Source organism: Brevibacterium sp. LS14 (assembly GCF_012027885.1).
Classification (GTDB): domain Bacteria; phylum Actinomycetota; class Actinomycetes; order Actinomycetales; family Brevibacteriaceae; genus Brevibacterium; species Brevibacterium casei.
Genome location: NZ_SJXG01000060.1, coordinates 296,237 through 322,651, shown reverse-complemented (window position 1 = coordinate 322,651; position 26,415 = coordinate 296,237). Strand labels below are relative to the sequence as shown.

Here is a 26,415-nt window from a genome sequence, read left to right as displayed (position 1 = left end):
AAGTGAACAGGATCCGCATCGCCGCCTGGGCCATGCTCATCGCCCAGGCAGGCATCATCTTCACCGGCGGCATCGTCCGCCTCACCGGTTCGGGCCTCGGCTGCACCGACTGGCCGAAGTGCACCCCGGACTCGTTCGTGGCGACGAAGGCGATGGGCATCCACGGCGCCATCGAATTCGGCAACCGCACCCTCGCGGTTCTTCTCGCCCTCCTCGGCGTGGCCATCCTCGTCCTCCTCTGGAAGCACCGCAAGGCCCGCCCGGACCTCTTCTGGCTCAACATCGGACTCACTGCCATCGTCCCGGTCCAGGCGGTGATGGGCGGGATCACCGTGTGGACGAAGCTCAACCCGTGGGTCGTCGCCGGCCACTTCGTCCCCTCGGCCATCGCCGTCGGCGTCGCCGCCTACTTCGTCCGTCGCACGTACGACACCGGGGTGCGCACGGGTGAGAAGGCGCCGAACCCGCTTCCGGCGCTCGGCTGGATCATCCTCGTCCTCACCGCGGTCATCGTCCTCTTCGGCGTGCTCACCACGGGTGCCGGGCCGCACTCAGGATCGACGATCTCGACCCGCAACGGACTCGACAACGTCTGGGTCACGCGTCTGCACGCCCTGCCCGTGTGGCTGCTCGTCGCCGCGACGATCACGGCACTGCTCTATGCGCGCAGACGGTGGGCCCCGATGGTCGCCCCGCTCGTCGTCCTCCTCGTCGTCGAGATCGCCCAAGGCGTCATCGGCTATGCGCAGTACTTCCTCGGCGTCCCCATCGTCCTCGTGGCATTCCATATGATCGGACTCTCGGCTACGATCGCAGCCAGTGTCGCTGTGCTCGACAGCGCCTACCCGAGGAGAGTCCATGCCGACGCCGATCGTTCCGTGTCTCTGGTTCACTGACCGCGCCGAGGAGGCGATGGAGTTCTACTGCTCCGTCTTCCCGAACTCCCGCATCGTCTCGATCGAACGCTACCCGGACGAGAGCCTCGACGAGCACTTCGCCGGGATGCGCGGCAAGGTCATCACGGGGGTCTTCGAACTCGACGGCAACCGCTTCATCTGCCTCGACGGCGGACCCGCCTTCACCTTCAACGAGGCGATCTCGCTCACCGTCGAATGCGCGGACCAGGCGGAGATCGACCATTACTGGCAGGCGCTCTCGGCCGTCCCGGAGTCCGAGCAGTGCGGCTGGCTCAAGGATCGCTACGGGATCAGCTGGCAGATCGTGCCGAAGAACCTCGACGAGCTGATGACCGGCGACGCACAGGTGCGCGCCCTCATGGGGATGAAGAAGATCGTCATCGCCGACCTCGTCGCGGCCGGCTGAGGCCCATCACCGGAGGCTCACCCCCAGGCAGGGGTGGTCAGCGCGGCCCGCGGCCGGTCACCAGAGACTGGGCAGCAGCGGAGTGACGAACGGGTCGACGGCCACGGCGAGGAAGAGCAGCGAGAGGTACGTGATCGAGCCGTGGAAGACCTTCATCGCCCGCAGTGAGGTGCCGTAGAGGCCCTTCTTCGCCCGGGAGACGAGCGCGTAGCACGACCAGAGGAACCAGGCTCCGGCGAGGACGGCGACCGCGGCGTAGACCGGACCCATCGGGGCGACCGGGATGAGTGCGAGCGAGGTGAGGACCATCGCCCACGTGTAGAGGATCATCTGGCGGCCCACCGAGGTCGGCGGGACCTTCGAGGGCAGCATCGGCACCTCGGCGGCGTCATAGTCCGCTTTGTACTTGATCGCCAGCGGCCAGTAGTGCGGGGGCGTCCAGAAGAAGATGACGAGGAAGAGGATGAGCGGCTCCCACGACAGTCCCCCGGTGACCGCGGACCAGCCGATGAGCACGGGCATGCACCCGGCGGCACCGCCCCACACGATGTTCTGCGTGGTCCGGCGCTTGAGGATGAGTGTGTAGAAGACCGCGTAGAGGAAGATCGCACATGCGGTCAGGCCCGCGGCCATCCAGTTCGTGAAGCCGCCGAGCCAGAAGATCGAGCCGAGGCCGAGGACGACGGCGAAGATGAGCGCAGCCCTGGGTGAGATCTCCCCGGTGACGAGCGGTCGGTGCTTCGTCCGATCCATCTTCGCGTCGATGTCGCGGTCGACGTAGCAGTTGAACACCGACGCCGAGGCGGCCGCTGCGGCCCCGCCGATGAGGGTGTTGAGCACGAGCCAGAGATCCGGCATGCCGCGGGCGGCGAGGAACATCACCGGCGCGGTCGTGACGAGGAGGAGTTCGATGACCCGGGGCTTCGTCAGCGCGATGTAGGCGCCGATGATCGAGCGGGGTCGCTTCGAGTGTCGAGCTTCGTCGATGGTCCTCTGCAGGGGTCGTTCGCTCTGCGTGTCCGGGGTCTGACGAAGTTCACTCACTTGCCCGATTCTACCCTCTGTCGAACGAATTGCCAGTTGGGGTCCGGCGAGTCTCCCTGTCGTCCCGGAGGTCCCCGCGCTCGCGTCGACGACGGCGCACGCCGACGATGACTCCCATGATCAGCGCGGCGGGGAGGAGAACGGCCCACTGGTAGGCGGGCAGGAAGAAGAAGCCGAGTGCGGCGAGGGGATCGTCGAGTGTGAGCATGTCGACATCGACCCAGAGGCCGAACGCACCGGCGAGCACCGTGAAGACCACGCCCGACCACCAGATGAGCCCGGCCGGTCGGGCGAAGACGAGGACGACGAGGACGGCGACGAAGGGACTCGCCCCCGGCAGGACGACGGCGATCCAGCCGAGCACCGCGTCGGAGACGGCTACGGCATCGGACCACTCGGTGCCGAAGGGAGCGATGAACCAGCCGGCGACGACGATCTGCCCGAGCATGAAGAGCACGGGCAGTCCGGTGCCGATGATGCGGGCCGCGAGCGCAGTGCGGGGCCCGGGTCTGCGGGACCTGCGGGTATCGGGGTCGGTGGGGATGAGGTCTCCTTCTCGCCTCGCGGTGCCTCTCGTGCCGCACTGCGCATGTCGTGACCTCCAGGAATATCACAGGGTGGCGCAGGCCTGAGGACCGCGCCGGTGCGCGGTAGAGTTTGAGTGGACGCACCGCCCCGATGTGAAGGATCACTCGACGACATGACAACCCTGTCCTGGACAGACCTCGACTCCCGCGCAGTCGACACCGCCCGCCTCCTCGCCGCCGACGCCGTGCAGAAGGCCGGCAGCGGTCACCCCGGCACCGCGATGAGCCTCGCTCCCGTCGCCTACTACCTCTACCATCACGCGCTCACCCTCGATCCGGCCGATCCGTCGTGGGCCGGACGCGACCGCTTCGTCCTCTCCCTGGGACACAGCTCGCTCACCCAGTACGTCCAGCTCTACCTCGCCGGGTTCGGCCTCGAACTCGATGATCTCAAGGCGCTGCGCACATGGGGTTCGCTCACTCCCGGCCATCCCGAGGTCGGGCACACCCCGGGTGTCGAGATCACCACGGGACCGCTCGGCTCCGGTGTCGCCTCGGCGGTGGGCATGGCCATGGCCGCCCGTCGCGAACGCGGACTCTTCGACCCCGATGCGGCTCCCGGCACCTCGCCGTTCGACCACCAGATCGTCGTCCTCGCCTCAGACGGGGACATGGAGGAGGGCGTTTCCGGTGAGGCCTCGTCGCTGGCCGGCACCCAGGAGCTCTCGAACCTCCTCGTCATCTGGGACGACAACCGCATCTCCATCGAGGACGACACGGCCATCGCCTTCGGCGAGGACACCGCAGCCCGCTACGAGGCCTACGGCTGGCACGTCCAGCACGTCGACTTCACCGCCGGCGGTGAGTACACCGAGGACATCGACGCCCTCCACGCGGCCGTCGAGGCCGCGAAGGCCGATCCTCGCCCGTCCTTCATCCGCCTCTCGACGGTCATCGCGTGGCCGGCCCCGAACGCCCAGAACACTGGGGCCTCCCATGGCTCTGCCCTCGGCGAGGACGAGGTGCGGGCGACCAAGGAGGTCCTCGGCTTCGACCCCGATGAGAAGTTCGCGATCGCCCCCGAAGTGCTCGAGCACACGCGTGCCGCCCGGGAGCGCGGACGCGAGGCACACCTGGCCTGGAATAAGAAGTTCGAAGAGTGGAAGAACGCCAACGCCGAGCGCGCGCAGCTCTTCGAGCGCCTGTCCACCCGCAGCCTGCCCGAGGGCCTCGACGCGGACTTCCCCGTCTTCGACGCCGACGAGAAGGGGATCGCGACCCGCGCCGCCTCCGGCAAGGTCCTCAACGCGATCGCCGCACGGATGCCCGAACTCTGGGGCGGTTCGGCCGACCTCGCCGGATCGAACAACACCCTCATCAAGGACGATCCGAGCTTCCTGCCCGAGCACCGGTCGACCGACACCTTCACCGGCAACCCCTACGGACGCAACATCCACTTCGGCGTCCGCGAGTTCTCCGCCGGGCTCATCGGCAACGGCATCGCCCTCCACGGCGGCACCCGCCCGTACAACGGCACCTTCCTCGTCTTCAGCGACTACCAGCGACCAGCCGTGCGCCTGGCCGCGCTCCAGGAGCTGCCGAACATCTTCGTCTGGACGCACGACTCGATCGGGCTCGGCGAGGACGGGCCGACCCACCAGCCCATCGAGCACCTCTCGGCCCTGCGCGCGATCCCGGGACTCGACGTCGTCCGTCCCGCGGACGCCAACGAGACCTCCGTCGTGTGGCGGAAGATCCTCGAGCGCACCGACGGCCCCACGGGTCTCGTCCTCACCCGCCAGAACGTCCCCGTCCTCGACCGGACGAAGTACGCTCCGGCCTCCGAGGCGGCCCGCGGCGGCTACGTCCTCCACGACACCGCCGACGACCCGCAGGTCGCGATCATCGCCACCGGCTCCGAGGTCCAGCTCGCCCTCGCCGCGGCCGAGGAGCTGCAGAGCAGAGGCATCGCGACCAGGGTCGTCTCGATGCCGAGCCAGGAATGGTTCGACGCCCAGCCCGAGGACTACCGTGAGGCAGTCCTCCCCCGCGCCCTCAAGGCGCGCGTGAGCGTCGAGGCCGCCTCGGCGATGAGCTGGCACCGCTACCTCGGCGATGCCGGCCGCGCCGTGTCCATCGAGCACTTCGGAGCCTCGGCGGACTACCAGACGCTCTACGAGAAGTTCGGCATCACCGCCGACGCGGTCGTCACCGCGGCCGAGGAGTCCATCTCCGCAGCGAAGGGAGAAGCATGAGCGAGAACCTCACCCGCCTGTCCGAATCAGGGGTCTCCGTCTGGCTCGACGACCTGTCACGGACCCGGCTCGAGACCGGTGACCTCCAGGAGCTCGTCGAGACGAAGAACGTCGTCGGAGTGACGACGAACCCGACGATCTTCGCCACCGCGATCGCCGGCTCCGACTCCTACGACGGGGCGCTGCGCGAGCTCGCGGCCGCCGGAGCCGACGCCGAGGAGGCCATCGAGTCCCTGACGACCTCCGACGTCGCCGCTGCGGCCCGTCTGCTCCGCCCCGTCTATGACGCCACGGACGGCGCCGACGGCCGCGTCTCGATCGAGGTCCCTCCCCCGCTCGCCCGTGACACCGCGGGCACGGCGACGGCGGCGAAGATCATGTGGGAGCGCGTGGGCGAGCCCAACGCGATGATCAAGATCCCCGCGACCGAAGAGGGGCTGTCAGCGATCGCCGACACCATCGGTGCGGGCATCAGCGTCAACGTCACCCTCGTCTTCTCGCTCACCCGCTACCGGCACGTCGTCGAGGCCTACCTCCAGGGACTCGAGAAGGCGCGGGCGGCAGGCCACGACCTCTCGACCATCCGGTCGGTCGCCTCGATCTTCGTCTCCCGCGTCGATGCGGAGATCGATGCCCGGCTGGGCAAGCTCGACGATCCCGCCGCCGCGGAGCTCGCGGGCCGGGCGGGCATCGCCAACTGCATCCTCGCCCACGAGATCCACTCCCAGCTCTTCACCTCGGAGCGCTTCCGCGTGCTCGAACTCGCCGGAGCGAGGCCGCAGCGCCTGCTCTGGGCCTCGACCGGGGTGAAGAACCCCGACTACCCGGACACGATGTACGTCACCGGGCTCGTCGCGCCGGACACCGTGAACACGATGCCCGAGGCGACGCTGCGGGCCTTCGACGACCATGGCGAGGTCGGTGCCGCGATCTCCCCCGAGGACTACCGCGCCGCCGACGAGGTCTTCGATCAGCTCGCCCGCCTCGGCATCGACTACGCCGACGTGATGAGGGTGCTCGAGACCGAGGGGCTGGAGAAGTTCGACGTCAGCTGGAGCGAACTCCAGAACACCGTGAAGCGGGCATTGGAGCGCACATGAGAGTCGAGCTGAGCGTCCCCGTCTCCGCGGAGTTCGACGCCGAGATCGCCCGGCTGCTCGCCGATCGCGTGCCCTCGCGCATCGCCGACCGCGACGGGACGGTGTTCACCGACGCCGCCGTCGCCGGTGACCGCCTCGGCTGGGTGGATCTCCCCTCACGCGCCGAGGAGCTGCTCACCGAGATCGAGGAGCTGCGGGAGCGCCTCGCCGGTGCCGGGCTGCGTTCGATCAGCCTCACCGGCATGGGCGGGTCGTCGCTGGCCCCCGAGGTGATGGCCACGGCCGCCGGCGTCGACCTCGAGATCGTCGATTCGACCGATCCCAATCAGGTCGCCGAGGCGATCGGCACCGACCTCGACCACACCGTCCTCGTCATCGCCTCGAAGTCGGGGACGACGATCGAGACCGACGCGATCCGGCGGGCCTTCGCCGCGGCGTTCGAGGCCGTCGGCATCGACCCGGCCTCCCGGTTCATCGCGATCACGGATCCGGGCACCGAACTCGACGCCCTGGCGACCGAGCAGGGTTACCTCGCGACGTTCCACGGCGATCCTTCGGTCGGGGGCCGTTTCAGCGCCCTCTCCCCCTTCGGGCTCGTTCCCGCGGGTCTCGCCGGCGTCGATGTCCGGCAGATCGTCGCCTCCGCGGCCGCGATCTCCTCCGACCTCACCCTCGACAGCGAGGACAATCCGGCGCTGCGCTTCGGCACATGGCTCGGCATCGCCCACGCGCGGGCGACGGAGAAGCTCGTCCTCGCCGACACCTCACCTGCGCTGCGCGGGCTCGGGGCGTGGGTCGAACAGCTTGTCGCGGAGTCGCTCGGCAAGGACGGGCAGGGCATCCTCCCCGTCGTCGTCGACGGTCCCGGCGACATCGGCTTCGCCGACGCCCGTGCCGACGCGGTGCTCTGCACCCTCGGCTCGGATGCCGACTTCGGGGCGCCCTCGGGTTTCAACGCCGTCGTCGACGGCGACCTCGGTGAGCAGTTCCTCTTCTGGGAGTTCGCCACCGCGGTCGCCGGGTACAGCATCGGCGTCGACCCGTTCGACCAGCCCGACGTCGAGGCGGCGAAGGCGTTCGCCCGCGCGGCCCTCGACCAGGGTGCGCAGAATGACGAGTACCCCGTGTTCGCCGACGGCGATGTCGAGGTCTACGGCGACGTCGACGAGGCGACCGACCTCGTCGGCGCCCTGCGCGAGCTCTTCGACAGCGTCGACGAGTACGGCTACATCGGCGTCCAGGCCTACCTCGACCGTCTCGGCGACGCCGGGGCCGCCGATCTGCGCCCGCTCATCTCCCGGCACGCGGGAGTGCAGACGACGTTCGGCTTCGGCCCCCGCTACCTCCACTCGACGGGTCAGTACCACAAGGGCGGGCACCCGAACGGGGTGTTCCTCCAGATCACAGCCGACCCGCGGACGGAGCTGCTGGTACCGGGCCGAGGCTACGGCTTCGCAGAACTCCAGCGCGCCCAGGCGCTGGGGGACGCCGCGGCGCTGCGGGAGCGGGGACGTCCCGTCCTCCGGCTCCACCTCACGGACCGGGCCCGTGGCCTCGACCAGGTGCGGCAGGCGATCACAGCGATCGAGCCGCACCACCACTACGGCGTCGACTGAGCCGAACTCCCCCACCGGGGACGCAGACCCAGCGGAGACGCAGACGACGGCCCTCACCGATCACGGTGAGGGCCGTCGTCGTGACGCTGCTGATCAGCTGGAGAAGCGCGTGATGAGTCCGAGGAGGATGATCGAGGCGCCCCAGACGATCGCCATCAGCGCGGTGAAGCGGTTGAGGTTGCGCTCAGCCACACCGGAGGACCCGAGGGAGGACGACATGCCGCCGCCGAACATGTCGGACATGCCGCCGCCCTTGCCCTTGTGCATGAGGATGAGCAGGGTGAGGAAGATGCTCGTGAGGACGAGCACGCCGATGAGAACGAAGGTGAGGATTTCCACGTCGAGTTCAACCTGTGTTTCTGTCAGAGGATTTGCGGTTCAGTCTACTGGCCGACGGCGGCCTTGCACAAAGCGGCGAAGTCGGGCCCGCTCAGGCTCGCTCCCCCGACGAGGGCACCGTCGACGTCGTCGGAGACGAGGATGTCGGCGACGTTGTCGGTCTTCACGGATCCTCCGTAGAGGATCCGTGTCGATTCGGCGAGGCTGTCGCCGTAGATCTCCCGCAGCCACCCCCGGATGGCCGCAGCCATCTCTGCGGCGTCCTCGGCGGTCGCGGTCTTCCCCGTCCCGATCGCCCACACGGGTTCGTAGGCGATGACGAGTCCGGTCAGGTCCTCGGCGGAGAGTACGGCCAGCGACTCCTCGAGCTGGGCGAGCGTGAACTCGACGTGTGTGCCGTCCTCCCGCTGGTCGAGGGACTCCCCGACGCAGAGGATGGGCACGAGGTCGTGGCCGAGAGCGGCCTTGACCTTGGCAGCGACGACGTCGTTCGTCTCGTGGTTGTCGGCGCGGCGCTCACTGTGGCCGACGACGACGTAGGTGCAGCCGAGCCGGCTGAGGAACGTCGCGGCGATCTCACCGGTGTGGGCGCCCGGCTCGTGGCGGGAGACGTCCTGGGCGCCGTAGCGCAGCCACAGCTTGTCGCCCTGGACGAGGGTCTGCACGGAGCGGATGTCGGTGAAGGGCGGGATGACGACGACTTCGCACTGCGAGTCGTCGAGCTTCGCGTCCTCGAGAGCCCATGCGAGCTTCTGCACGGTCGAGATCGCCTCGAGGTGGTCGTGGTTCATCTTCCAGTTGCCGGCGAGCAGCAGGGTGCGGTCAGTCATGGTGGTCGGTCCTCACGCGAGAGCGTCGATGCCGGGCAGGGTCTTGCCTTCGAGGTATTCGAGGCTGGCCCCGCCGCCGGTGGAGATGTGGCCGAATTCGTTGTCGGAGAAGCCGAGTGCGCGGACGGCGGCCGCGGAGTCCCCACCGCCGACGACGGTGAGCCGGTCGGCCGGAGCGCCGGGAGCCGAGGCGGTGAGCGCCGCCGCGACGGTCTTCGTGCCCTCGGCGAAGGCCGGGAACTCGAAGACGCCCATGGGACCGTTCCAGAACACGGTCTCCGACTCGGCGATGACCTTCGCGTACGCGGCCGCGGTGTCGGGTCCGATGTCGAGTCCGAGTCCCGAGTCTCCTGCCGGGGTGTCGACGAGGCGGTCGATGGGGCGGACCCAGTGCTCGGCTTCGGGGGCGAAGGATGCGGCCATGACGATGTCCGTGGGCAGCATGATCCGTGCCCCGCCGGCTTCGGCGCGCTCGAGGTAGCCCTTGACGTCGTCGATCTTCTCCTCTTCGACGAGGCTCGACCCGATGTCGTGGCCGAGCGCTGCGAGGAACGTGAAGACCATGCCGCCGCCGATGAGGAGGTTGTCCGCGCGGGCGATGAGGTTGTCGATGACACCGAGCTTGTCGGAGACCTTCGACCCGCCGAGGACGACGGTGAAGGGGCGCGCCGGATCGTTGAGGAGCCGGTCGCTCACCTCGACCTCGGCCTGGACGAGCGATCCCGCGTAGTGCGGGAGGAGCTCGGCGAGTTCGTACACCGACGCCTGCTTGCGGTGGACGACGCCGAAGCCGTCGGAGACGAAGTCGTCGGCGAAGGCGGCGAGCTGCCCGGCGAACTCGCGCCGCTCGGATTCGTCCTTCGACGTCTCCCCCGGGTTGAAGCGGAGGTTCTCCAGCAGAAGCACGTCGCCGTCGCCGAGCTCGGCGACCTTCGCCTTCGCATCCTCACCGACCGTGTCCGAGGCGAAGGCGACGTCGCGGCCGATCGCCTCGGCGAGCTCACCGGCGACCGGGGCGAGCGAGAAGTGCGGGTCGGGTTCGCCCTTGGGGCGCCCGAGGTGGGAGATGACGATCACTCGGGCTCCCGCCTCGGCGAGTGACCTGATCGTCGCGGCGGACGCGAGGATGCGCCCCCTGTCCGTGATCGTCGTCCCGTCCATGGGGACGTTGAGATCGCTGCGGACGAGCACCGTGCGGTGCGCGAAGATCGACGGGTCGGTGAATGTCCTCATTGGGGCCTTTCGCTGAGCAGGTAGCTGACCATGTCCTTGAGCCGGTTCGAGTATCCCCACTCGTTGTCGTACCACGCGACGACCTTGACCTGGTCGCCGAGGACCATCGTCAGCTCCGAGTCGGCGATCGCCGAGGCGGTGGTGCCGACGATGTCGGAGGACACGAGGGCGTCGGTGGTGTAGTCGAGGTAGGGCGAGTCCTCGGCGGCCTTCTCGAGGATCGCGTTGACCTCGTCGCGGGTCACCGGCTTCTTCGGGGTGAACGTGAAGTCGATGATCGACCCGGCGGGCACGGGCACGCGGATCGCGAAGCCGTCGAGCTTGCCCTCGAGGTGGGGCATGACCTTGCCGACGGTGCGGGCGGCGCCCGTCGTCGTCGGCACGATGTTCATCGCCGCCGCACGGGCACGGCGCAGATCCCGGTGGGGTCCGTCGACGAGCTTCTGATCGCCGGTGTAGGCGTGGACGGTGTTGAGGAGTCCGGATTCGACGCCGACGGCGTCGTCGAGGGCCTTGACGACGGTGGCCATGCAGTTCGTCGTGCACGAGGCGTTGGAGACGACTTCGTGCTTCTCCGGATCGTAGGTGTCCTCGTTGACGCCCATGACGAACGTCGCGTCGACGTCCTTGCCGGGGGCGGAGAGGACGACGGTCGTCACCGTCCCGCCGAGGTGGGCCTCGGCCTGATCACGACGGGTGAAGATGCCGGTGGATTCGACGACGAGTTCGACGTCCTTCGACGACCAGTCGATGGCGGCGGGGTCCTTCTCCGAGAAGACGGCGATCTCCCGCCCGTCGACGATGAGAGAGTCCTCCTCGGCCTCCACGGTGTGGTCGAAGCGCGGCCATACGGAGTCGAACTTCAGCAGGTGGGCGAGGGTCTCGGTGTCGGTGAGGTCGTTGATGGCGACGACCTCGAAATCGGCATCGGGTTCGAGGGACAGACGGAAGAGGGCACGACCGATACGGCCGAAGCCGTTGATAGCGATTCGTCTCATGCCCCGATCCTATCGGTCCTCGAGCATGTCGGGAGTGAGACTGGCTTCAGTCCCAGGAATTCCCAATTCTTCGGCTCGCTTGTCGGCCGTCGAGAGCAGGCGGCGGATCCGACCGGCCACTGCGTCCTTCGTCATCGGGGGGTCGGCGAGCTGACCGAGCTCCTCGAGGGAGGCCTGCTTGTGGGTGACACGCAGCTGTCCGGCATAGCGCAGATGCTCGGGAACGTCCTCGCCGAGGATCTCCAGCGCCCGCTCGACACGGGCACCGGCGGCCACGGCGGCACGGGCCGAGCGCCGCAGGTTGGCATCGTCGAAGTTCGCGAGCCGGTTGGCCGTGGCCCGCACCTCCCGGCGCATCCGCCGCTCCTCCCAGACGAGGACGGCGTTGTGGGAGCCCATCCGGGTGAGCAGGGCGGCGATGTCGTCGCCGTCGCGGATGACGACGCGGTCGACTCCGCGCACCTCGCGGGCCTTCGCGCTCAGTCCCAGTCGGCGGGCGGCGCCGACGAGAGCCAGCGCGGCTTCGGGTCCGGGGCAGGTGACCTCGAGGGCCGAGGAGCGGCCGGGCTCGGTGAGCGAGCCGTGGGAGAGGAAGGCCCCCCGCCACGCGGCTTCGGCGTCGGCGACCGAGCCGTTGACGATCGCCGAGGGCAGTCCGCGCACCGGACGGCCGCGGTTGTCGACGAGGCCGGTCTGGCGGGCCAGCGCCCCGCCGTCGCGGGTCACCCGCAGCAGATAGCGGTTGGAGCGGCGCAGTCCCGCGGCGTTGATGACGACGATGTCCGCGAACTGTCCGTAGAGCTCCTTGATCTCGCTGCGCAGGCGCTTGGCGGCCTGCGCGGTGTCGAGCTCTGCCTCGAGCACGATCGAGCCGTTGACGAGGTGGAGAGCGGAGGAGAAGCGGAAGATCGAGGACACTTCGGCCTTCCGAGCCGAGGTGCGGGTGATCTTCACCCTCGCCAGCTCGTCCTTGACCTGAGCGGTCAATGCCATTGTTCGTCCTCCTGCACGGATCCGTCCTACCACTGCTCTTCGACGCCGATCCCGGCGTCGATCAACATGTCACGGTAGCATGCCGCGAGCTTGAGGCTGTCATGTTGGCCTGCCCGCCGGGAGCTGAGCGGATGCACTCGGAGTTTCGCGTCGAACATGTCCCGCGCCCGCTGTTCGAGCTCGGGTTCGATGCCGATCGTCGCTTCGTCGACGAGCACGTAGTCGAGCCTGAGCGACGGGGCGTGACGGTGGAGGGAGACGAGGTGCTCGCCGAGGCTGAGGTCCCGGGTCTCACCGTCGCTGGCCGAGAGGTTGAGGGTGAGCGATTTCACCGCTCGGGAGCGCACGATCGCATCCGAGAGCGAGGGGACGAGAAGGTGCGGCATGACGGAGGTGTACCACGATCCGGGCCCGAGGTTGAGGACGTCGGCCTCGGCGACGGCCTCGACGGTCTCGTAGCGAGCGGGCGGGTCCGCGGGGTCGAGCCGCACGGATTCGACATGGCCGCGGGTCGAGGCGAGCACCGACTGGCCGCGGACGATCTGGAAGGAGCCGGGGAACTGGACGTCGGCCTCGATCGTCAGCGGCACCGACGACATCGGCAGCACCCGGCCGTGGGCGCGCAGGAGCTTGGCCATCCAGTCGAGTCCGGCGACGTGGTCGCCGTGGATCTGCCACAGGGCGGCGATGAGGAGGTTGCCGACGGCATGGCCGTTGAGTTCGCCGTCGGAATCGAAGCGGTGCTGGATGACGTCGCGCCAGGTCCGCCCCCAGTTGCCGTCGTCGCAGAGGGCGGCCAGAGCCATCCGCAGGTCGCCGGGCGGCAGACCCCCGAGCTCGTCGCGCAGGCGTCCCGAGGAGCCGCCGTCGTCGGCGACGGTGACGACGGCGGTGAGCGACTCCGTGAGCAGGCGGAAGGCGCGCAGGGCGGCGTAGAGGCCGTGTCCGCCGCCGAACGAGACGATCTTCGGTCCCTTGTTGATCACCGTCGGGGTGATCTGCGGGAGGTCCTCGGTCTCCATCTCACTCCCTCCCCAGGTCGCGGTGACGCACGGTGACGGGGATGCCGGTGCGCGCGGTGAGGCTCTTGGCGATGCGCTCGCTGATCGCCACCGACCGGTGCTTGCCGCCGGTGCAGCCGATGCCGATGAGCGCGTAGCCGCGGCCCTCGTGGAGGTAGCCCTGGGCGATCGTGTCCAAGGTCGCGGTGTAGCGTTCGATGAACTCCTCGGCGCCGTTCTGGCCGAGGACGAAGTCGGCGACGTCGGAGTCGAGGCCGTTGTGCCCGCGCAGGTGGGGGATCCAGTACGGGTTGGGCAGGAAACGGACGTCGGCGACGTTGTCGGCGTCCTTGGGCAGACCGTATTTGAACCCGAAGCTCATCACCGTCAGACGCAGCGGCGGTGCGTCGTCGGCGCTGAAGCGCTTGCGCACCTCGGAGCCGAGCTGGTGGACGTTGAGGTCGGAGGTGTCGATGATGATGTCGGCACGGTGTTTGAGGGATTCGAGGGCTTCGCGTTCGGCTTCGATGCCGTCGAGCAGGGTGCCTTCGCCCTGGAGCGGGTGAGGCCTGCGGGTCGATTCGAAACGGCGGACGAGGACTTCGTCGGCGGCGTCGAGGAAGAGGATCCGCAGAGACAGTCCCTGGTCGAGGAAGTCGGAGATCGTGTCCTCGACCTCGGCGTACTTCGCCCGGCCCTTCGAGTCGGTGACGATGGCGATCTTCGGCACCGCACCGTCGGCGCGGGCGACGAGCTCGACGAGCGGTCGCATCATCTGCGGGGGAAGGTTGTCGACGACGTACCAGTCGAGGTCCTCAAGGACGTTGGCCACCGTTGTCCGGCCGGCCCCGGACATGCCTGTGACGAGCACGACCTCGATGGGATGCTCGGCACCGTTCGCGTCGCCGTGTGTGCTCATGCGTCCTCCTCGTGTCCGCGGCCTGACTCGACACTACTGTAGAGCACGCGGGTCCGCGCTTGCGGTCGGTGCTCTCAGTCCCTGCCCAGAGGGGGCCTCAGTCCTCGCTCAGCGCCGCGGCGATCTTCTCGGCCAGCGCGGGACCGATTCCCCTGACCTCGCAGAGCTCCTCGACACTCGCGGCGCGGGCCTTCTTCACCGACCCGAAGTGCCCCAGCAGCGCCGTGCGCTTGGCTTCGCCGAGGCCGGGGATGTCGTCGAGGACGGAGCTCGTCATCGCCTTCGCCCGCTTCGAGCGGTGGTAGGTGATGGCGAACCGGTGGGCTTCGTCGCGGAGTCGCTGCATGAGGAAGAGTCCCTCGGAGTTGCGCGGGAGGATGACGGGGAACGGATCGTCGGGCACCCACACCTCCTCGAGGCGTTTGGCGAGTCCGACGACGGAGATGTCGACGATGCCGAGGTCGGACAGCGCCCGGGTGGCGGCGGCGACCTGAGGGCCTGCCCCGTCGACGACGAGGAGGCTCGGCCGGTACCCGAACCGGTCGTCGGGCTCGTCGGAGGCCATCTGCTCGAGGTACCGGCTGAACCGGCGGGAGACGACGTCGTACATCGAGGCCGTGTCGTCGGTCGCCGCCTCCCCGTGGATCGCGAAGTGCCGGTAGTCGCGCTTCTTCGCCAGGCCGTCCTCGAAGACGACGAGGCTCGCGACGACGTTCGAGCCCTGTGTGTGCGAGATGTCGATGCATTCGATGCGCAGCGGTGCCTCGGGCAGGCCGAGGTGGTCCTGGATCTCCTTGAGCGCGGCGCTGCGGGTGGTGAGGTCCGAGGAGCGTTTGAGCTTGTGCTGGACGAGCGCTTCCTTCGCGTTCTTCGTCACGGTCTCGAGCACGGCCTTCTTCTCCCCGCGTTCGGGGACCCGCACGCTCACCTTCGAGCCGCGCTGCCGGCTCAGCCAGCTCTCGAGGGAGTCGAGGTCGGCGGGGATCGTGTCGACGAGGATCTCCTTGGGGATCGCCTCCGCGTCGAGACCCGAGTAAGCCTGCCGGAGGTAGTCGGTGGTGAGCTCGGCCGGGCCGTGGTCATCGGAGCGTTCGATGATCCACCCCCGCTGGCCGCGGATCCGGCCCCCGCGGACATGGAAGACCTGGACGGAGGCTTCGAGCTCCTCGGTGACGAGGGCGAAGACGTCGCAGTCGGCGGAGACCGAGAGGACGACGGCGGACTTGTCGAGGACCTTCTGCAGGGCCGTGAGCTCGTCGCGCAGGCGCGCGGCCTGTTCGTAGTCGAGATCGGCTGCGGCAGCGGCCATCTCCTTCTTCCGCTCGCTGATGAAGCGTCCGGTGCTGCCGGACATGAAGTCGACGACGCCGCGGGCGAGCTCACGGTGGTCCTCGATGCTGATATTGCCCACACACGGGGCTGCGCACTTGTCGATGTAGCCGAGCAGGCAGGGGCGCCCGCTGCGCTCGGCCCGCCGGTAGACGCCGGGAGTGCACGTGCGCATCGGGAAGGCCTTGAGGAGGAGGTCGAGAGTGTCCCTGATCGCCCACACCTGCCCGAAGGGGCCGAAGTAGCGGACCCCCTTGCGCCGCTTGCCCCGGGTGATGAAGGCCCGGGGCACCTCGTCGTTCATCGTGATCGCGAGGTACGGGTAGGACTTGTCGTCGCGGAACATGACGTTGAACCGCGGGTTGAACTCGTTGATCCACGTCCACTCGAGCTGGAGGGCCTCGACCTCGGTGTCGACGACGGTCCATTCCACCGAGGCGGCGGTGTGGACCATCGTCGACGTCCGCGGGTGGAGGGCTGCGGGGTTGGAGAAGTACGAGTTGAGCCGGTTGCGCAGGTTCTTCGCCTTGCCGACGTAGATGACTCGCCGGTCGGGGTCGCGGAACTTGTAGACCCCGGCCGAGGTGGGAATGCTGCCCGTGGCCGGACGATAGCTCGCCGGGTCAGCCATCGAGCATCTCTGCCAGGAAGCGCCCGGTGTGGCTCTTCGGGTTCGCAGCGACCTCCTCCGGGGTGCCCTCGGCGACGACCTGCCCGCCGCCGCGTCCGCCCTCGGGTCCGAGGTCGATGACGTAGTCGGCGTTGGCGATGACGTCGAGGTTGTGTTCGATGACGATGACCGAGTTGCCCTTCTCGACGAGGCCCTGGAGGACGTGGAGGAGCTTCGAGATGTCTTCGAAGTGGAGACCGGTCGTCGGTTCGTCGAGCACGTAGACGGTGCGTCCGCGCGAGCGCTTCTGGAGCTCCGCGGCGAGTTTGACGCGCTGCGCCTCACCGCCGGACAGCGTCGTCGCCGGCTGACCGAGGCGGACGTAGCCGAGTCCGACGTCGACGAGGGTCTTGAGGTGCCGCGAGATCGCGGGGATCGCCGCGAAGAACTCGGCGGCCTCCTCGATGGGCATGTCGAGCACCTCGGCGATCGTCTTGCCCTTGAACGTCACCTCGAGGGTCTCCCGGTTGTACCGGGCGCCCCCGCATACCTCGCAGGGGACGTAGACGTCGGGGAGGAAGTTCATCTCGATCTTGATCGTCCCGTCGCCGCTGCAGTTCTCGCAGCGTCCGCCCTTGACGTTGAAGGAGAAGCGTCCCGGCTGGTAGCCGCGGACCTTCGCCGACTCGGTCTCCGCGAAGAGGCGGCGGATGTGGTCGAAGACGCCGGTGTACGTCGCCGGGTTCGACCGCGGGGTGCGCCCGATCGGCGACTGGTCGACGTGGACGACCTTGTCGAGGTTCTCCAGGCCGGTCACCCGCTTGTGCCGACCGGGCACCCTGGAGGCGCCGTTGAGGACGTTGGCCATCTGCGTGTAGAGGATCTCGTTGACGAGCGTCGACTTGCCGGACCCGGAGACGCCGGTGACGGCGGTGAGCACTCCGAGGGGGACGGAGACGGTGATGTCGCGGAGGTTGTTCTCACTCGCCTTCTCGACGGTGACCATCCGTTCGGGGTCGACCGGGCGGCGCGTCGACGGGATGGCGATCGCCTTCCGTCCGTCGAGGTAGGCCCCGGTGATCGAGCGCTCGGCGTCCTTGAGCCCGGGCACGGGACCGGAGTAGATGACCTCTCCCCCGTGCTCGCCGGCGCCGGGACCGATGTCGACGATCCAGTCGGCGGCGGCGATCGTGTCCTCATCGTGTTCGACGACGATGAGGGTGTTGCCGAGGTCCTTGAGCTTGATGAGCGTGTCGATGAGGCGCCGGTTGTCGCGCTGGTGGAGGCCGATCGAGGGTTCGTCGAGGACGTAGAGGACGCCGACGAGCCCGGACCCGATCTGTGTGGCGAGCCGGATCCGCTGCGCCTCTCCGCCCGAGAGCGTGCCCGCCGCCCGGTTGAGGCTGAGGTATTCGAGACCGACGTCGAGGAGGAAGCCGAGGCGGGCGTTGATCTCCTTCATCACCTGCGCGGCCACGGCGGCGTCGCGGCCGCTGAGTTCGAGACCGGAGAGGAAGTCGGCCGCTTCGTCGAGGGCGAGCTCGGCGACCTCGGCGATCGAGCGGTCCGCGATCTTCACAGCCAGGGCTTCGGGCTTGAGCCGGGTGCCATGGCAGCTCGCGCACGGGATCTCGCGCATGTACGACTCGTAGCGCTCCCTCGACCAGTCGGATTCGGTCTCGTCGTGCTTGCGCTGGATGTACTGGAAGACGCCTTCGAAGCCGGTCGAGTACGTCCGCTCGCGGCCGAACCGGTTCTTGTACTTGACGTGGACCTCGTAGTCCTTGCCGGTGAGGATCGCGGTGCGCTGGGCGGACGTGAGGTCCTTCCACGGAGTCTTCAGGGTGAAGCCGAGTTCGTTCCCGAGCCCGGTGAGCAGACGGTTGAAGTACTTCGTCACCTGCTTGCCGCCCGACCACGGGGCGATCGCGCCCGCGCCGAGGCTGAGGTCCTCGTCCGGGACGACGAGGCTCTCGTCGACCTGGAGGCGGGTGCCGATGCCGTCGCAGGTCGGGCACGCGCCGAACGGCGAGTTGAAGGAGAACGTGCGGGGTTCGATCTCGTCGATCGTCAGGGGGTGCTCGTTCGGGCACGACATGTGCTCGGAGAACGTGCGCGTGACGCCGTCGTCGACGAGGTCGACGTCGATGCGGCCATCGGCGAGGCCGAGCGCCGTCTCGACGGAGTCGGTCAGGCGCGGGCGCATCCCGTCCTTGGCGACGAGGCGGTCGACGACGACGGAGATCGTGTGCTTGTACCTCTTGTCCAGGGTCGGCGGGTCGCTCAGACTGATCTGCTCTCCGTCGACGATCGCGCGGGAGAATCCCTTCGTCTGCAGGTCGGTGAAGAGGTCGACGAACTCCCCCTTGCGCAGGCGCACGACGGGGGCGAGGACGAGGAACTTCGTCCGCTCCGGCAGTTCGAGGAGTTGGTCGACGATCTGCTGCGGGGTCTGCTTCGTGATGACCTCACCGCAGATCGGGCAGTGCGGCACCCCGATGCGGGCCCAGAGCAGGCGGAGGAAGTCATAGACCTCGGTGATCGTGCCCACCGTCGAACGGGGGTTGCGCGAGGTCGACTTCTGGTCGATCGACACGGCCGGGGACAGGCCCTCGATGAAGTCGACGTCGGGCTTGTCCATCTGGCCGAGGAACATCCGGGCGTACGAGGACAGGGACTCGACGTAGCGGCGCTGCCCCTCGGCGAAGATCGTGTCGAAGGCGAGCGAGGACTTCCCCGATCCGGAGAGTCCGGTGAAGACGACCATGGAGTCGCGCGGGAGCGCGATCTCGACGTTCTTGAGGTTGTGCGCGCGGGCACCCTTGACCCACAGCGTGTCGAGATGGGACACGCCGGAGGGAGACTGAGTCGCACTGTTCGTTTTCATCACCCGTCCACTGTATTACTCGGCACTGACACACGTCTGCTCACTGTTGCCGACGTTACCCGCCGGTCCCGACATGGGAGTCGGCGATCTCGCCGACCGCGACGATCCGCAGGACGATGTCGCCGCTGTCGTCGCTGGCGGCCACGTCCACCGAGGCGTCGATGGCCCAATCCCGGTTGCCCTCGGGATCGGAGAGGATCTGACGCACCGCCCAGACAGTCGAACCGGGAACGATGTCGATAAATTCCCGTCCTCGCGCGGTCTGGTCGATGAGCAGGTCTCCGTACTCGTCGTAGAAGTCCTCGATCGCCTCCTCCCAAGCCTGCTTGTCGAACCCGGACTCCGCGTCGAGCCGGCCGAGCTCGTCGTAGTCGGCGCGCTCGGCGAGCAGCACGCGGTGGAAGAGCGCATTGCGGATCTCAGCGGTGAAGGCCTTCGTGTTCTCCGAGAACCGACGCTCGAGGTCGGGCAGCTCCGCGAAGTCGGTCTCGGTCGGGCTGAGACCCTGCAGGGTGCGCCATTCGTCGATGAGCGAGGAGTCGGTGCGCGCCACCGTCTCCCCCAGCCAGCCGATGATCTCCTGCAGCTCCTCGCCGCGACGGTCGGCGGGAACGTTGTGGGTGAGCGCCCGGTAGACGTCGGTGAGGTACCGCAGCAGGCTGCCTTCGGCACGGGCGAGCCCGTAGTAGCCGACGAACTGGGTGAAGCCCATCGCCTGCTCGAGCATGTCGCGCACGATCGACTTCGGTTCGAAGTCGCCGGCCCGCAGCCACGGATGGGTGAGCGCGAAGTGCTCGAAGGCGGGCTCGAGGACGTCCGCGAGCGGCTTCGGGCCCTCGACCTCGTCGAGGATGGCCATCCGCTCGGGATAGTCGAGTCCCTCCGCCTTGAGTTCGGCCAGGGTCTCGCGCTTGATCCGGTCGAGCTGGCCCTTGAGGATCGTGAAGGGAACGGGGATCGTCGATTCGACGAGGGAGACGACGTCGAGCGCCCAGGACTCCGACTCCGGATCGAGAAGGTCGAGACCGGCGAGGACGAATGGGGCCAGCGGCTGGTTGAGGGCGAACTGGGGACCGAGGTCCGCGGTCGGGACGAGTTCGCTCCCCCGCTTCTCGATGAGGCCTGCGTCGATGAGGGAGCGTCCGATGCGCAGCGCCGTGAGCTTGAGGTCGAGGCGGCGTTCACGGCTCTCGTGGGTCGAGTCGATGAATCGGCTGATCGTTGCGACGTCCGAGCCCGGGCGGGCTGTGAGGTTGAGGATCGTCGAATGGTCGATGCGCATGCGCGAGCGCAGCGATTCCGGCTCGGATCCGATGAGCTTGGTCAGGGTCTCCTCGGACCAGCCGACGAACCCGGCCGGGGCGGCCTTCTTCTTGATCTTCTTCCGCTTCTTGTCGGCGTTCGCCGCCTTGGCCTCGGCGCGGAGATTCTCGATGACGTGCTCGGGTGCCTGGGCGACGACGTATCCGCGGGTGTCGAAGCCGGCGCGTCCGGCGCGACCGGCGAGCTGCTGGAACTCGCGCACGCTCAGGCGCCGCATCTTCGACCCGTCGAACTTCGTCAGGCCCGTGAGCAGGACGGTGCGGATGGGGACGTTGATGCCCACGCCGAGGGTGTCGGTTCCGGAGATGACGAGGAGGATGCCCTTGAGGGCGAGTCGTTCGACGAGGCGGCGGTACTTCGGCAGCATTCCCGCGTGGTGGACCCCGACCCCGTGGAGGAGGAGGCGGCGCAGCGTCTGACCGAAGCCCTTGGAGAAGGAGAACCCCTTGATCTCCTCGGCGATGCGCGCCTTCTGGTCCTTCGTCGCGAGGTCGACCGAGAGCAGTCCGGTGGCGAGTTCGATGGCCCCGTTCTGGGAGTAGGAGACGACGTAGACGGGGGCCTTGTCATGGCGGATGAGGGCCCGCAGCGTATCGGAGAGCGGTTCCGTCGAGTATTCGAAGTCGAGCGGCACGGGGCGGGTCGCCGAGGTGATCACCGCGGTATCGCGCCCGGTCGTGTCCGCCATCGTCCGCCGGATCTCGGTGGTGTCGCCGAGGGTCGCGGACATGAGGACGAACTGTGCCTGCGGCAGTTCGAGGAGCGGGATCTGCCAGGCCCAGCCTCGGGTGGGGTCGGCGAAGTAGTGGAACTCGTCCATGACGACCATGCCGACGTCGAGGACGCCGCCTTCGCGCAGCGCCTGGTTCGCGAGGATCTCCGCGGTCGCGCAGATGACCGGGGCGTCGCCGTTGACGGTCGTGTCCCCGGTGATCATGCCGACGTTCTCGGGTCCGAAGGCGTCGACGAGGGCGAAGAACTTCTCGCTCACGAGCGCCTTGAGCGGGGCGGTGTAGTAGGCCCGGATGCCGCGGGTGAACGCGGTGTAGAGCGCGAAGAGGGCGACGAGGGACTTCCCCGAGCCGGTCGGGGTCGCGACGATCGTGTTGTCTCCGGTGAGGACGGCGAGCATCGCATCCTCCTGCGCGGGATAGGGTTCGATCCCGAGCTGCCGACAGTAGTCGGCGAAGGACTCGAAGATCGTGTCCTCATCGGCGAACTCCGCCGGAATGTCCTGCAACCTCGTCACGACTCTGCACAGACCTTTCGCTCTAGACTGATGTCCATCCTATTCACCGACCCCAGGAGTGTGAGATGCCGGTATTCGCCGTCACCTATGTCTACGGCCCCGACACGGAGACGAGGATGGAGCACAGGCCCCGCCACCGGCAGTGGCAGGCCGCGCTCAACGAGGCGGGGACCATCCTCGCCTCGGGTCCCCTCGACGACTCCCCTGTGCCGGGTGGGCTGCTCATCCTCAGTGCGGCCGACGTCGCCGAGGTCGAGGCTCATCTGCGGGATGATCCGTATGCGGAGATCGGGGTCATCGACAGTGTGACGATCCGGCAGTGGACTCCGGTGTTCGGGCCCTTCGCCGAGGCGTGAGCCCAGGCTGCGGCTGCCGGCTTCGGCCTGAGTCCGCCCCCGAACCGACGTGCGCGGGAGGCTCCCGACGGAGCCTCCCGCGCACTGTCTCAGAGCGATCGTACGACCGGGTTCACTTCTCGGTGCCCTGGGAGGCCTCGGATTCCTGCGGGCCCTGATCGCGGAAGGACTTCCCGTCCCGCTTCATCTTGATGATCGAGGCGATCGTCGCCACGGCCATGGCCACGACGATGAACGTCAGCGACAGCCACGTCGGCACCTCGGGCACGACCTTGCCCCACTGCAGCCACGAGACGTCGGTCTCGTGGAGGGCGGTGATGAAGAGCTTGACGCCGATGAACGCGAGGATCGCGGCGATGCCGTAGTGGAGGTAGACGAGCTTGTCGACGAGCCCGCCGAGGAGGAAGTAGAGCTGGCGCAGACCCATGAGGGCGAACACGTTGGCGGCGAAGACGAGGAACGGGACCTGGGTGACGCCGAAGATCGCCGGGATCGAGTCGAGCGCGAACATCACGTCCGTCGAACCGATCGCGAGGAAGACGATGAACATGGGCGTCCAGTACTTCTTCCCGTCGATGTCGACGCGCAGCTTGTTGCCGTGGTACTCGTCGATGATGTTCATCCGCTTGCGGAGGAAGCGGATGAGGAAGTTCTCGCCGTCGCCCTCGTCCTCGCTCGCGAACGCCTGCCGGTAGGCGACGAAGAGGAGGAAGATGCCGAAGATGAAGAAGACCTCGACGAAGGCGCTGATGATCGCCGCGCCGGCGAGGATGAAGAGCCCGCGGAAGATGATGGCGATGATGATGCCCACCATGAGGACTTCCTGCTGGTACTTCCTCGGCACCTGGAAGCTGCCCATGATGATGATGAAGACGAAGAGGTTGTCGATGCTCAGGGAGTACTCGAGCAGCCAGCCGGTGAGGAACTCGCTGCCGTGTTGGGCATCGCCGATCCAGAACAGGGACCCGGCGAAGAGGAGGGCGAGCGAGACGTAGAAGACGACCCACAGGGTCGCCTCCCGCATCGAGGGCACGTGCGGGCGCTTGAAGACGAGGAGCACGTCGAAGATGAGGATCGCGACGATGATGATCCCCGAAGTGATCATGAACCACGGCGGGATGACGGCCCCGCTCGACGCTGCGGTGCTGCCGCCCGCGGCGAGGGTGGAGGACAGGATATCCATGGATGCCTTTCGTGATGACGGAGTGGTGTACCCGTGCCGAAAGTCTCTCCCACGCTAGGACCACACTGAGGTGGCGGCGTGCGCTCCGCGCCCGGACCCTGAAGGCGGATCGTGGTGACGAGCACGGATGGACGGGATACTCCCTTTCGCCAGCCACACCAGTATAGTCACCTTCCCACGGCCTCATGGTCAGGCGTGTCCGACCTCCTTCATCGCCCGCAGCTCCTTCTTGAGATCCGAGAGCTCATCGCGCAGGCGAGCGGCGAGTTCGAACTGGAGTTCGGCGGCGGCGGCGTGCATCTGCGTCGTCAGGGACTCGATGAGCTCAGTGAGGTCCGCAGCCGGCGGGCGCAGCGAGCTGCCGCCGGAGGCGGCCTGACGCTGCTCGTCGCTGAGCGTCGAATTGTAGCCGCGCTTGCCTTTGCCGTAGTCGAACTCCGTGAGCAGCTCACGGGTGTCGGCGTCCTCACGCTGAAGCCGCTCGGTGATGTCGGCGATCTTCTTCACCAGCGGCGCCGGATCGATGCCGTTCTCCTCGTTGTAGGCGATCTGGATCTCCCGCCTGCGGTTCGTCTCGTCGATCGCCTCCTGCATCGAGCGGGTGATCGAGTCGGCGTACATGTGGACCTGGCCGTGGACATTGCGGGCCGCGCGGCCGATCGTCTGGATGAGCGAGGTCGTCGACCGGAGGAAGCCCTCCTTGTCGGCGTCGAGGATCGCGACGAGGGAGACCTCGGGCAGGTCGAGGCCCTCCCGGAGCAGGTTGATGCCGACGAGGACGTCGAACTCCCCGGCCCGCAGCTCGGTGAGCAGCTCGACGCGGCGCAGCGTGTCGACATCCGAGTGGAGGTACTGGACGCGGACCTCGTGGTCGAGGAGGTAGTCGGTGAGGTCCTCGGCCATCTTCTTCGTCAGGGTGGTCACGAGCACCCGCTCGTTGCGCTCGACCCGGGTCCGGATCTCGTCGAGGAGGTCGTCGATCTGGCCCTTCGTCGGTTTGACGACGACCTCGGGGTCGACGAGGCCGGTGGGCCGGATGATCTGCTGGACGGTGCCGGAGGCGCGTTCGAGCTCGAAGTCGCCCGGGGTCGCCGAGAGGTAGACGGTCTGCCCCACGCGTTCGCGGAACTCGTCGAACTTCAGCGGTCGGTTGTCCATCGCGCTCGGCAGCCGGAAGCCGTGTTCGACGAGTGTGCGCTTGCGCGACATGTCGCCTTCATACATGCCGCCGATCTGGGGCACGGTGACATGGGACTCGTCGACGACGAGGAGGAAGTCCTCGGGGAAGTAGTCGAGCAGGCAGTTCGGCGCCGAGCCCGCGGGACGACCGTCGATGTGGCGGGAGTAGTTCTCGATCCCCGAAGTGAAGCCCATCGACTCCATCATCTCGAGGTCGTAGCTCGTGCGCATCTTCAGCCGCTGCGCCTCCAAGAGCTTGTTCTGGGCTTCGAACTCGCTCAGCCGGGACTGGAGCTCGTCCTCGATCTCGCTGATCGCCCGGCCCATCCTGTCCTCACCGGCGACGTAGTGGGAGGCCGGGAAGACATGGATGGTGTCCTCGTCGCGGATGATCTCCCCGGTGAGCGGGTGGAGGGTCTGCAGCGATTCGATCTCGTCGCCGAAGAACTCGATGCGCAGGGCGAGCTCCTCGTACTGCGGGATGATCTCGACGGTGTCGCCCCGGACCCGGAACGTGCCGCGGGTGAAGGCCATGTCGTTGCGCGTGTACTGCATCGAGACGAACCGCTTGAGGAGTTCGTCCCGGTCGCACTCCTGCCCCTTGTGGAGGGTGACCATGCGGTCGACGTACTCCTCGGGGGTGCCGAGACCGTAGATGCACGAGACGGTCGAGACGACGACGACGTCGCGGCGGGTGAGCAGCGAGTTCGTCGCCGAGTGCCGCAGCCGCTCGACCTCGTCGTTGATCGACGAGTCCTTCTCGATGAAGGTGTCGGTCTGCGGGACGTACGCTTCCGGCTGGTAGTAGTCGTAGTAGGAGACGAAGTACTCGACCGCGTTGTTGGGCAGGAGCTGGCGGAACTCGTTGGCCAGCTGGGCGGCGAGGGTCTTGTTCGGCGCCATGATGAGCGTGGGCCGCTGCACCTGTTCGATGAGCCACGCCGTCGTCGCCGACTTGCCGGTGCCGGTGGCGCCGAGGAGGACGATGTCGCGCTCACCGGAGTCGAGGCGCTCGGAGATCTCACGGATCGCGGTGGGCTGGTCGCCCGAGGGCGAGTATTCGGAGACGACCTCGAACGGTGCCACCGTGCGAGTGACGTCGGGTCGGTGCCCGATCGCGGGCAGGGGACGTGATGGGCTCATGGACCCAGCGTAGACCTCGGCCCTGACACGACACTGGGCAGGACCCACCCGACCGGGCCGACGCTGCCCTCACCCGGCGGGACGCACCTCGAGGTCGGCGGGCAGTCCGGGATCGGCGCTGGCCCGCAGGAGCTCGTCGTCAGAGGCCGCCGGGGGGAACCCGAGCGTCGTCAGCCGCGGTGAGAGCGCCTCTGCCGAGCCGGCGTCGGGCACCGCGAGCGCGAGGGCGATCGGCACCCCCGACGAGCCGTCGCCGGTCACGGCGATCGGGAACTCCTCGCCCGTGCCGTGGCGCAGCTTCGCGGCGAGGCGTTCGGCATCGCCCTCGCGCCGCTCAGCCACGACCCCGGCCTCACGCGCCGCGGGACGCCCCGCGGCGAGGTTCGCGGCGAACGGCGCCAACCGCTCTGTCCAGAGACGGTCGACGACCGCCTCGGCAGCGGTGGGGGTGCCGGAGTTGTCGATGAGGACGTCGCACGCGGCCCGCCGCTCCTCGTCGCTCGCCTGCCGGGCGATGCGCGCCTGCGCATCGTCGCGGTCCATCCCCCGGGACGCGACGAGGCGATCGAGCCGGACGTCGGCGGGGACGTCGACGAGGAGGGTGAGGTGGTAGCCGGTCTCCATGTGGTTCTCGACGAGGAGGGGGACGTCGTGGACGACGACCTCGGCGGTCGATGCGGCGAAGCGCTGCGCGGTCCGATCCCGGATGACCGGGTGCATGAGCGCGCCGAGGCGGGCCGTCGACTCGGGATCGGCGAAGGCGACGGCGGCGAGACGGGCCCGGTCGAGTCCGCCGTCGGCGGAGACGATGTCACGGCCGAACGCCTCGGCGAGGGTGTCGACGAGCGGTTCCCCGGGGGCGACGACCTCGCGGGCGATGACGTCGGCGTCGATGATCTCCGCGCCATGGGCGGCGAGCAGCCCGGCCACCGTCGATTTGCCCGCGCCGATCCCTCCGGTCAGTCCGATCCTCAGCAT

Annotated in this window: 21 protein-coding genes; 6 read left to right on the top strand and 15 right to left on the bottom strand. The window is 68.1% G+C overall.

From position 1 onward, the window contains the following. Window positions 1–2 precede the first annotated feature (2 nt). Window positions 3–896: a COX15/CtaA family protein gene (locus EZE58_RS15905; RefSeq protein ID WP_009377218.1), complete on the top strand. Its 894-nt coding sequence runs from the start codon at window positions 3–5 to the stop codon at window positions 894–896. Next, window positions 859–1,323: a VOC family protein gene (locus tag EZE58_RS15900; protein ID WP_009377217.1), complete on the top strand. Its 465-nt coding sequence runs from the start codon at window positions 859–861 to the stop codon at window positions 1,321–1,323. The genes EZE58_RS15905 and EZE58_RS15900 overlap by 38 nt, the downstream gene beginning before the upstream one ends. Window positions 1,324–1,380: 57 nt before the next feature. On the opposite strand, the gene EZE58_RS15895 is transcribed toward EZE58_RS15900, so the two are convergent. Next, on the bottom strand, window positions 1,381–2,367 hold the full coding sequence (locus tag EZE58_RS15895) for a heme o synthase (protein ID WP_009377215.1): 987 nt from the start codon (window positions 2,365–2,367) through the stop codon (window positions 1,381–1,383). A 10-nt stretch (window positions 2,368–2,377) separates the two neighbouring features. After that, entirely contained in the window at window positions 2,378–2,824 is a 447-nt protein-coding gene (locus EZE58_RS15890; protein WP_009377213.1) for a hypothetical protein, read from the bottom strand. A gap of 243 nt (window positions 2,825–3,067) precedes the next feature. On the opposite strand from EZE58_RS15890, the gene tkt reads away from it, so the two are divergent. From tkt to EZE58_RS15875, 3 genes are read left to right on the top strand one after another with little or no spacing between them, the layout of a single operon-like run. Further along, window positions 3,068–5,149 (top strand): transketolase, encoded by a 2,082-nt coding sequence (gene tkt, locus EZE58_RS15885; RefSeq protein ID WP_009377211.1) that lies wholly within the window; start codon window positions 3,068–3,070, stop codon window positions 5,147–5,149. Then, window positions 5,146–6,249, top strand: a complete 1,104-nt coding sequence (gene tal / locus EZE58_RS15880) for a transaldolase (RefSeq protein WP_063250273.1) — start codon at window positions 5,146–5,148, stop codon at window positions 6,247–6,249. Before tkt ends, tal begins: the two co-directional genes overlap by 4 nt. Then, window positions 6,246–7,865, top strand: coding sequence for a glucose-6-phosphate isomerase (locus EZE58_RS15875; protein WP_009377209.1), 1,620 nt, complete (start codon window positions 6,246–6,248; stop codon window positions 7,863–7,865). Before tal ends, EZE58_RS15875 begins: the two co-directional genes overlap by 4 nt. A 93-nt stretch (window positions 7,866–7,958) precedes the next feature. Here EZE58_RS15875 and secG read toward each other — a convergent pair whose 3' ends face one another. From secG to EZE58_RS15825, 10 genes are all read right to left on the bottom strand, one after another. After that, on the bottom strand, window positions 7,959–8,204 hold the full coding sequence (gene secG, locus EZE58_RS17615) for a preprotein translocase subunit SecG (RefSeq protein ID WP_009377208.1): 246 nt from the start codon (window positions 8,202–8,204) through the stop codon (window positions 7,959–7,961). A 44-nt stretch (window positions 8,205–8,248) separates the two neighbouring features. Beyond that, complete coding sequence (gene tpiA, locus EZE58_RS15865) at window positions 8,249–9,034, bottom strand: triose-phosphate isomerase (RefSeq protein WP_167560908.1); 786 nt, start codon at window positions 9,032–9,034, stop codon at window positions 8,249–8,251. A 12-nt stretch (window positions 9,035–9,046) separates the two neighbouring features. Continuing rightward, window positions 9,047–10,267: a phosphoglycerate kinase gene (locus tag EZE58_RS15860; RefSeq protein ID WP_009377206.1), complete on the bottom strand. Its 1,221-nt coding sequence runs from the start codon at window positions 10,265–10,267 to the stop codon at window positions 9,047–9,049. Further along, window positions 10,264–11,265, bottom strand: a complete 1,002-nt coding sequence (gene gap, locus EZE58_RS15855) for a type I glyceraldehyde-3-phosphate dehydrogenase (protein ID WP_009377205.1) — start codon at window positions 11,263–11,265, stop codon at window positions 10,264–10,266. Before gap ends, EZE58_RS15860 begins: the two co-directional genes overlap by 4 nt. A 9-nt stretch (window positions 11,266–11,274) precedes the next feature. After that, entirely contained in the window at window positions 11,275–12,258 is a 984-nt protein-coding gene (gene whiA / locus EZE58_RS15850) for a DNA-binding protein WhiA (RefSeq protein WP_009377204.1), read from the bottom strand. Window positions 12,259–12,284: 26 nt separating this feature from the next. Then, complete coding sequence (gene yvcK, locus EZE58_RS15845; protein ID WP_009377203.1) at window positions 12,285–13,280, bottom strand: uridine diphosphate-N-acetylglucosamine-binding protein YvcK; 996 nt, start codon at window positions 13,278–13,280, stop codon at window positions 12,285–12,287. A gap of 1 nt (window position 13,281) precedes the next feature. Next, window positions 13,282–14,178 (bottom strand): RNase adapter RapZ, encoded by an 897-nt coding sequence (rapZ, locus tag EZE58_RS15840; protein WP_009377202.1) that lies wholly within the window; start codon window positions 14,176–14,178, stop codon window positions 13,282–13,284. Window positions 14,179–14,275: 97 nt separating this feature from the next. Next, on the bottom strand, window positions 14,276–16,138 hold the full coding sequence (gene uvrC / locus EZE58_RS15835; RefSeq protein WP_063250271.1) for an excinuclease ABC subunit UvrC: 1,863 nt from the start codon (window positions 16,136–16,138) through the stop codon (window positions 14,276–14,278). Further along, a complete protein-coding gene (gene uvrA, locus EZE58_RS15830) occupies window positions 16,131–19,004 on the bottom strand; it encodes an excinuclease ABC subunit UvrA (protein WP_063250270.1) in 2,874 nt (957 codons plus the stop codon). Before uvrA ends, uvrC begins: the two co-directional genes overlap by 8 nt. Before the next feature lie 55 nt (window positions 19,005–19,059). Beyond that, window positions 19,060–21,576: a DUF3516 domain-containing protein gene (locus EZE58_RS15825; RefSeq protein ID WP_167560906.1), complete on the bottom strand. Its 2,517-nt coding sequence runs from the start codon at window positions 21,574–21,576 to the stop codon at window positions 19,060–19,062. Between the two features lie 65 nt (window positions 21,577–21,641). Between EZE58_RS15825 and EZE58_RS15820 the strand changes: the two genes are divergently transcribed. Continuing rightward, entirely contained in the window at window positions 21,642–21,932 is a 291-nt protein-coding gene (locus tag EZE58_RS15820) for a YciI family protein (protein ID WP_009377198.1), read from the top strand. A 112-nt stretch (window positions 21,933–22,044) separates the two neighbouring features. Here EZE58_RS15820 and EZE58_RS15815 read toward each other — a convergent pair whose 3' ends face one another. The 3 genes from EZE58_RS15815 to coaE all read right to left on the bottom strand — a co-directional run bounded on the left by EZE58_RS15815 (window position 22,045) and on the right by coaE (window position 26,415). Further along, window positions 22,045–23,115 carry a TerC/Alx family metal homeostasis membrane protein gene (locus EZE58_RS15815; protein WP_009377197.1) on the bottom strand — a complete coding sequence of 357 codons (1,071 nt, stop codon included), beginning with the start codon at window positions 23,113–23,115 and terminating at the stop codon, window positions 22,045–22,047. Between the two features lie 189 nt (window positions 23,116–23,304). Next, complete coding sequence (uvrB, locus tag EZE58_RS15810; RefSeq protein WP_009377196.1) at window positions 23,305–25,437, bottom strand: excinuclease ABC subunit UvrB; 2,133 nt, start codon at window positions 25,435–25,437, stop codon at window positions 23,305–23,307. A gap of 69 nt (window positions 25,438–25,506) precedes the next feature. Continuing rightward, window positions 25,507–26,415 (bottom strand): dephospho-CoA kinase, encoded by a 909-nt coding sequence (gene coaE / locus EZE58_RS15805; RefSeq protein WP_009377195.1) that lies wholly within the window; start codon window positions 26,413–26,415, stop codon window positions 25,507–25,509.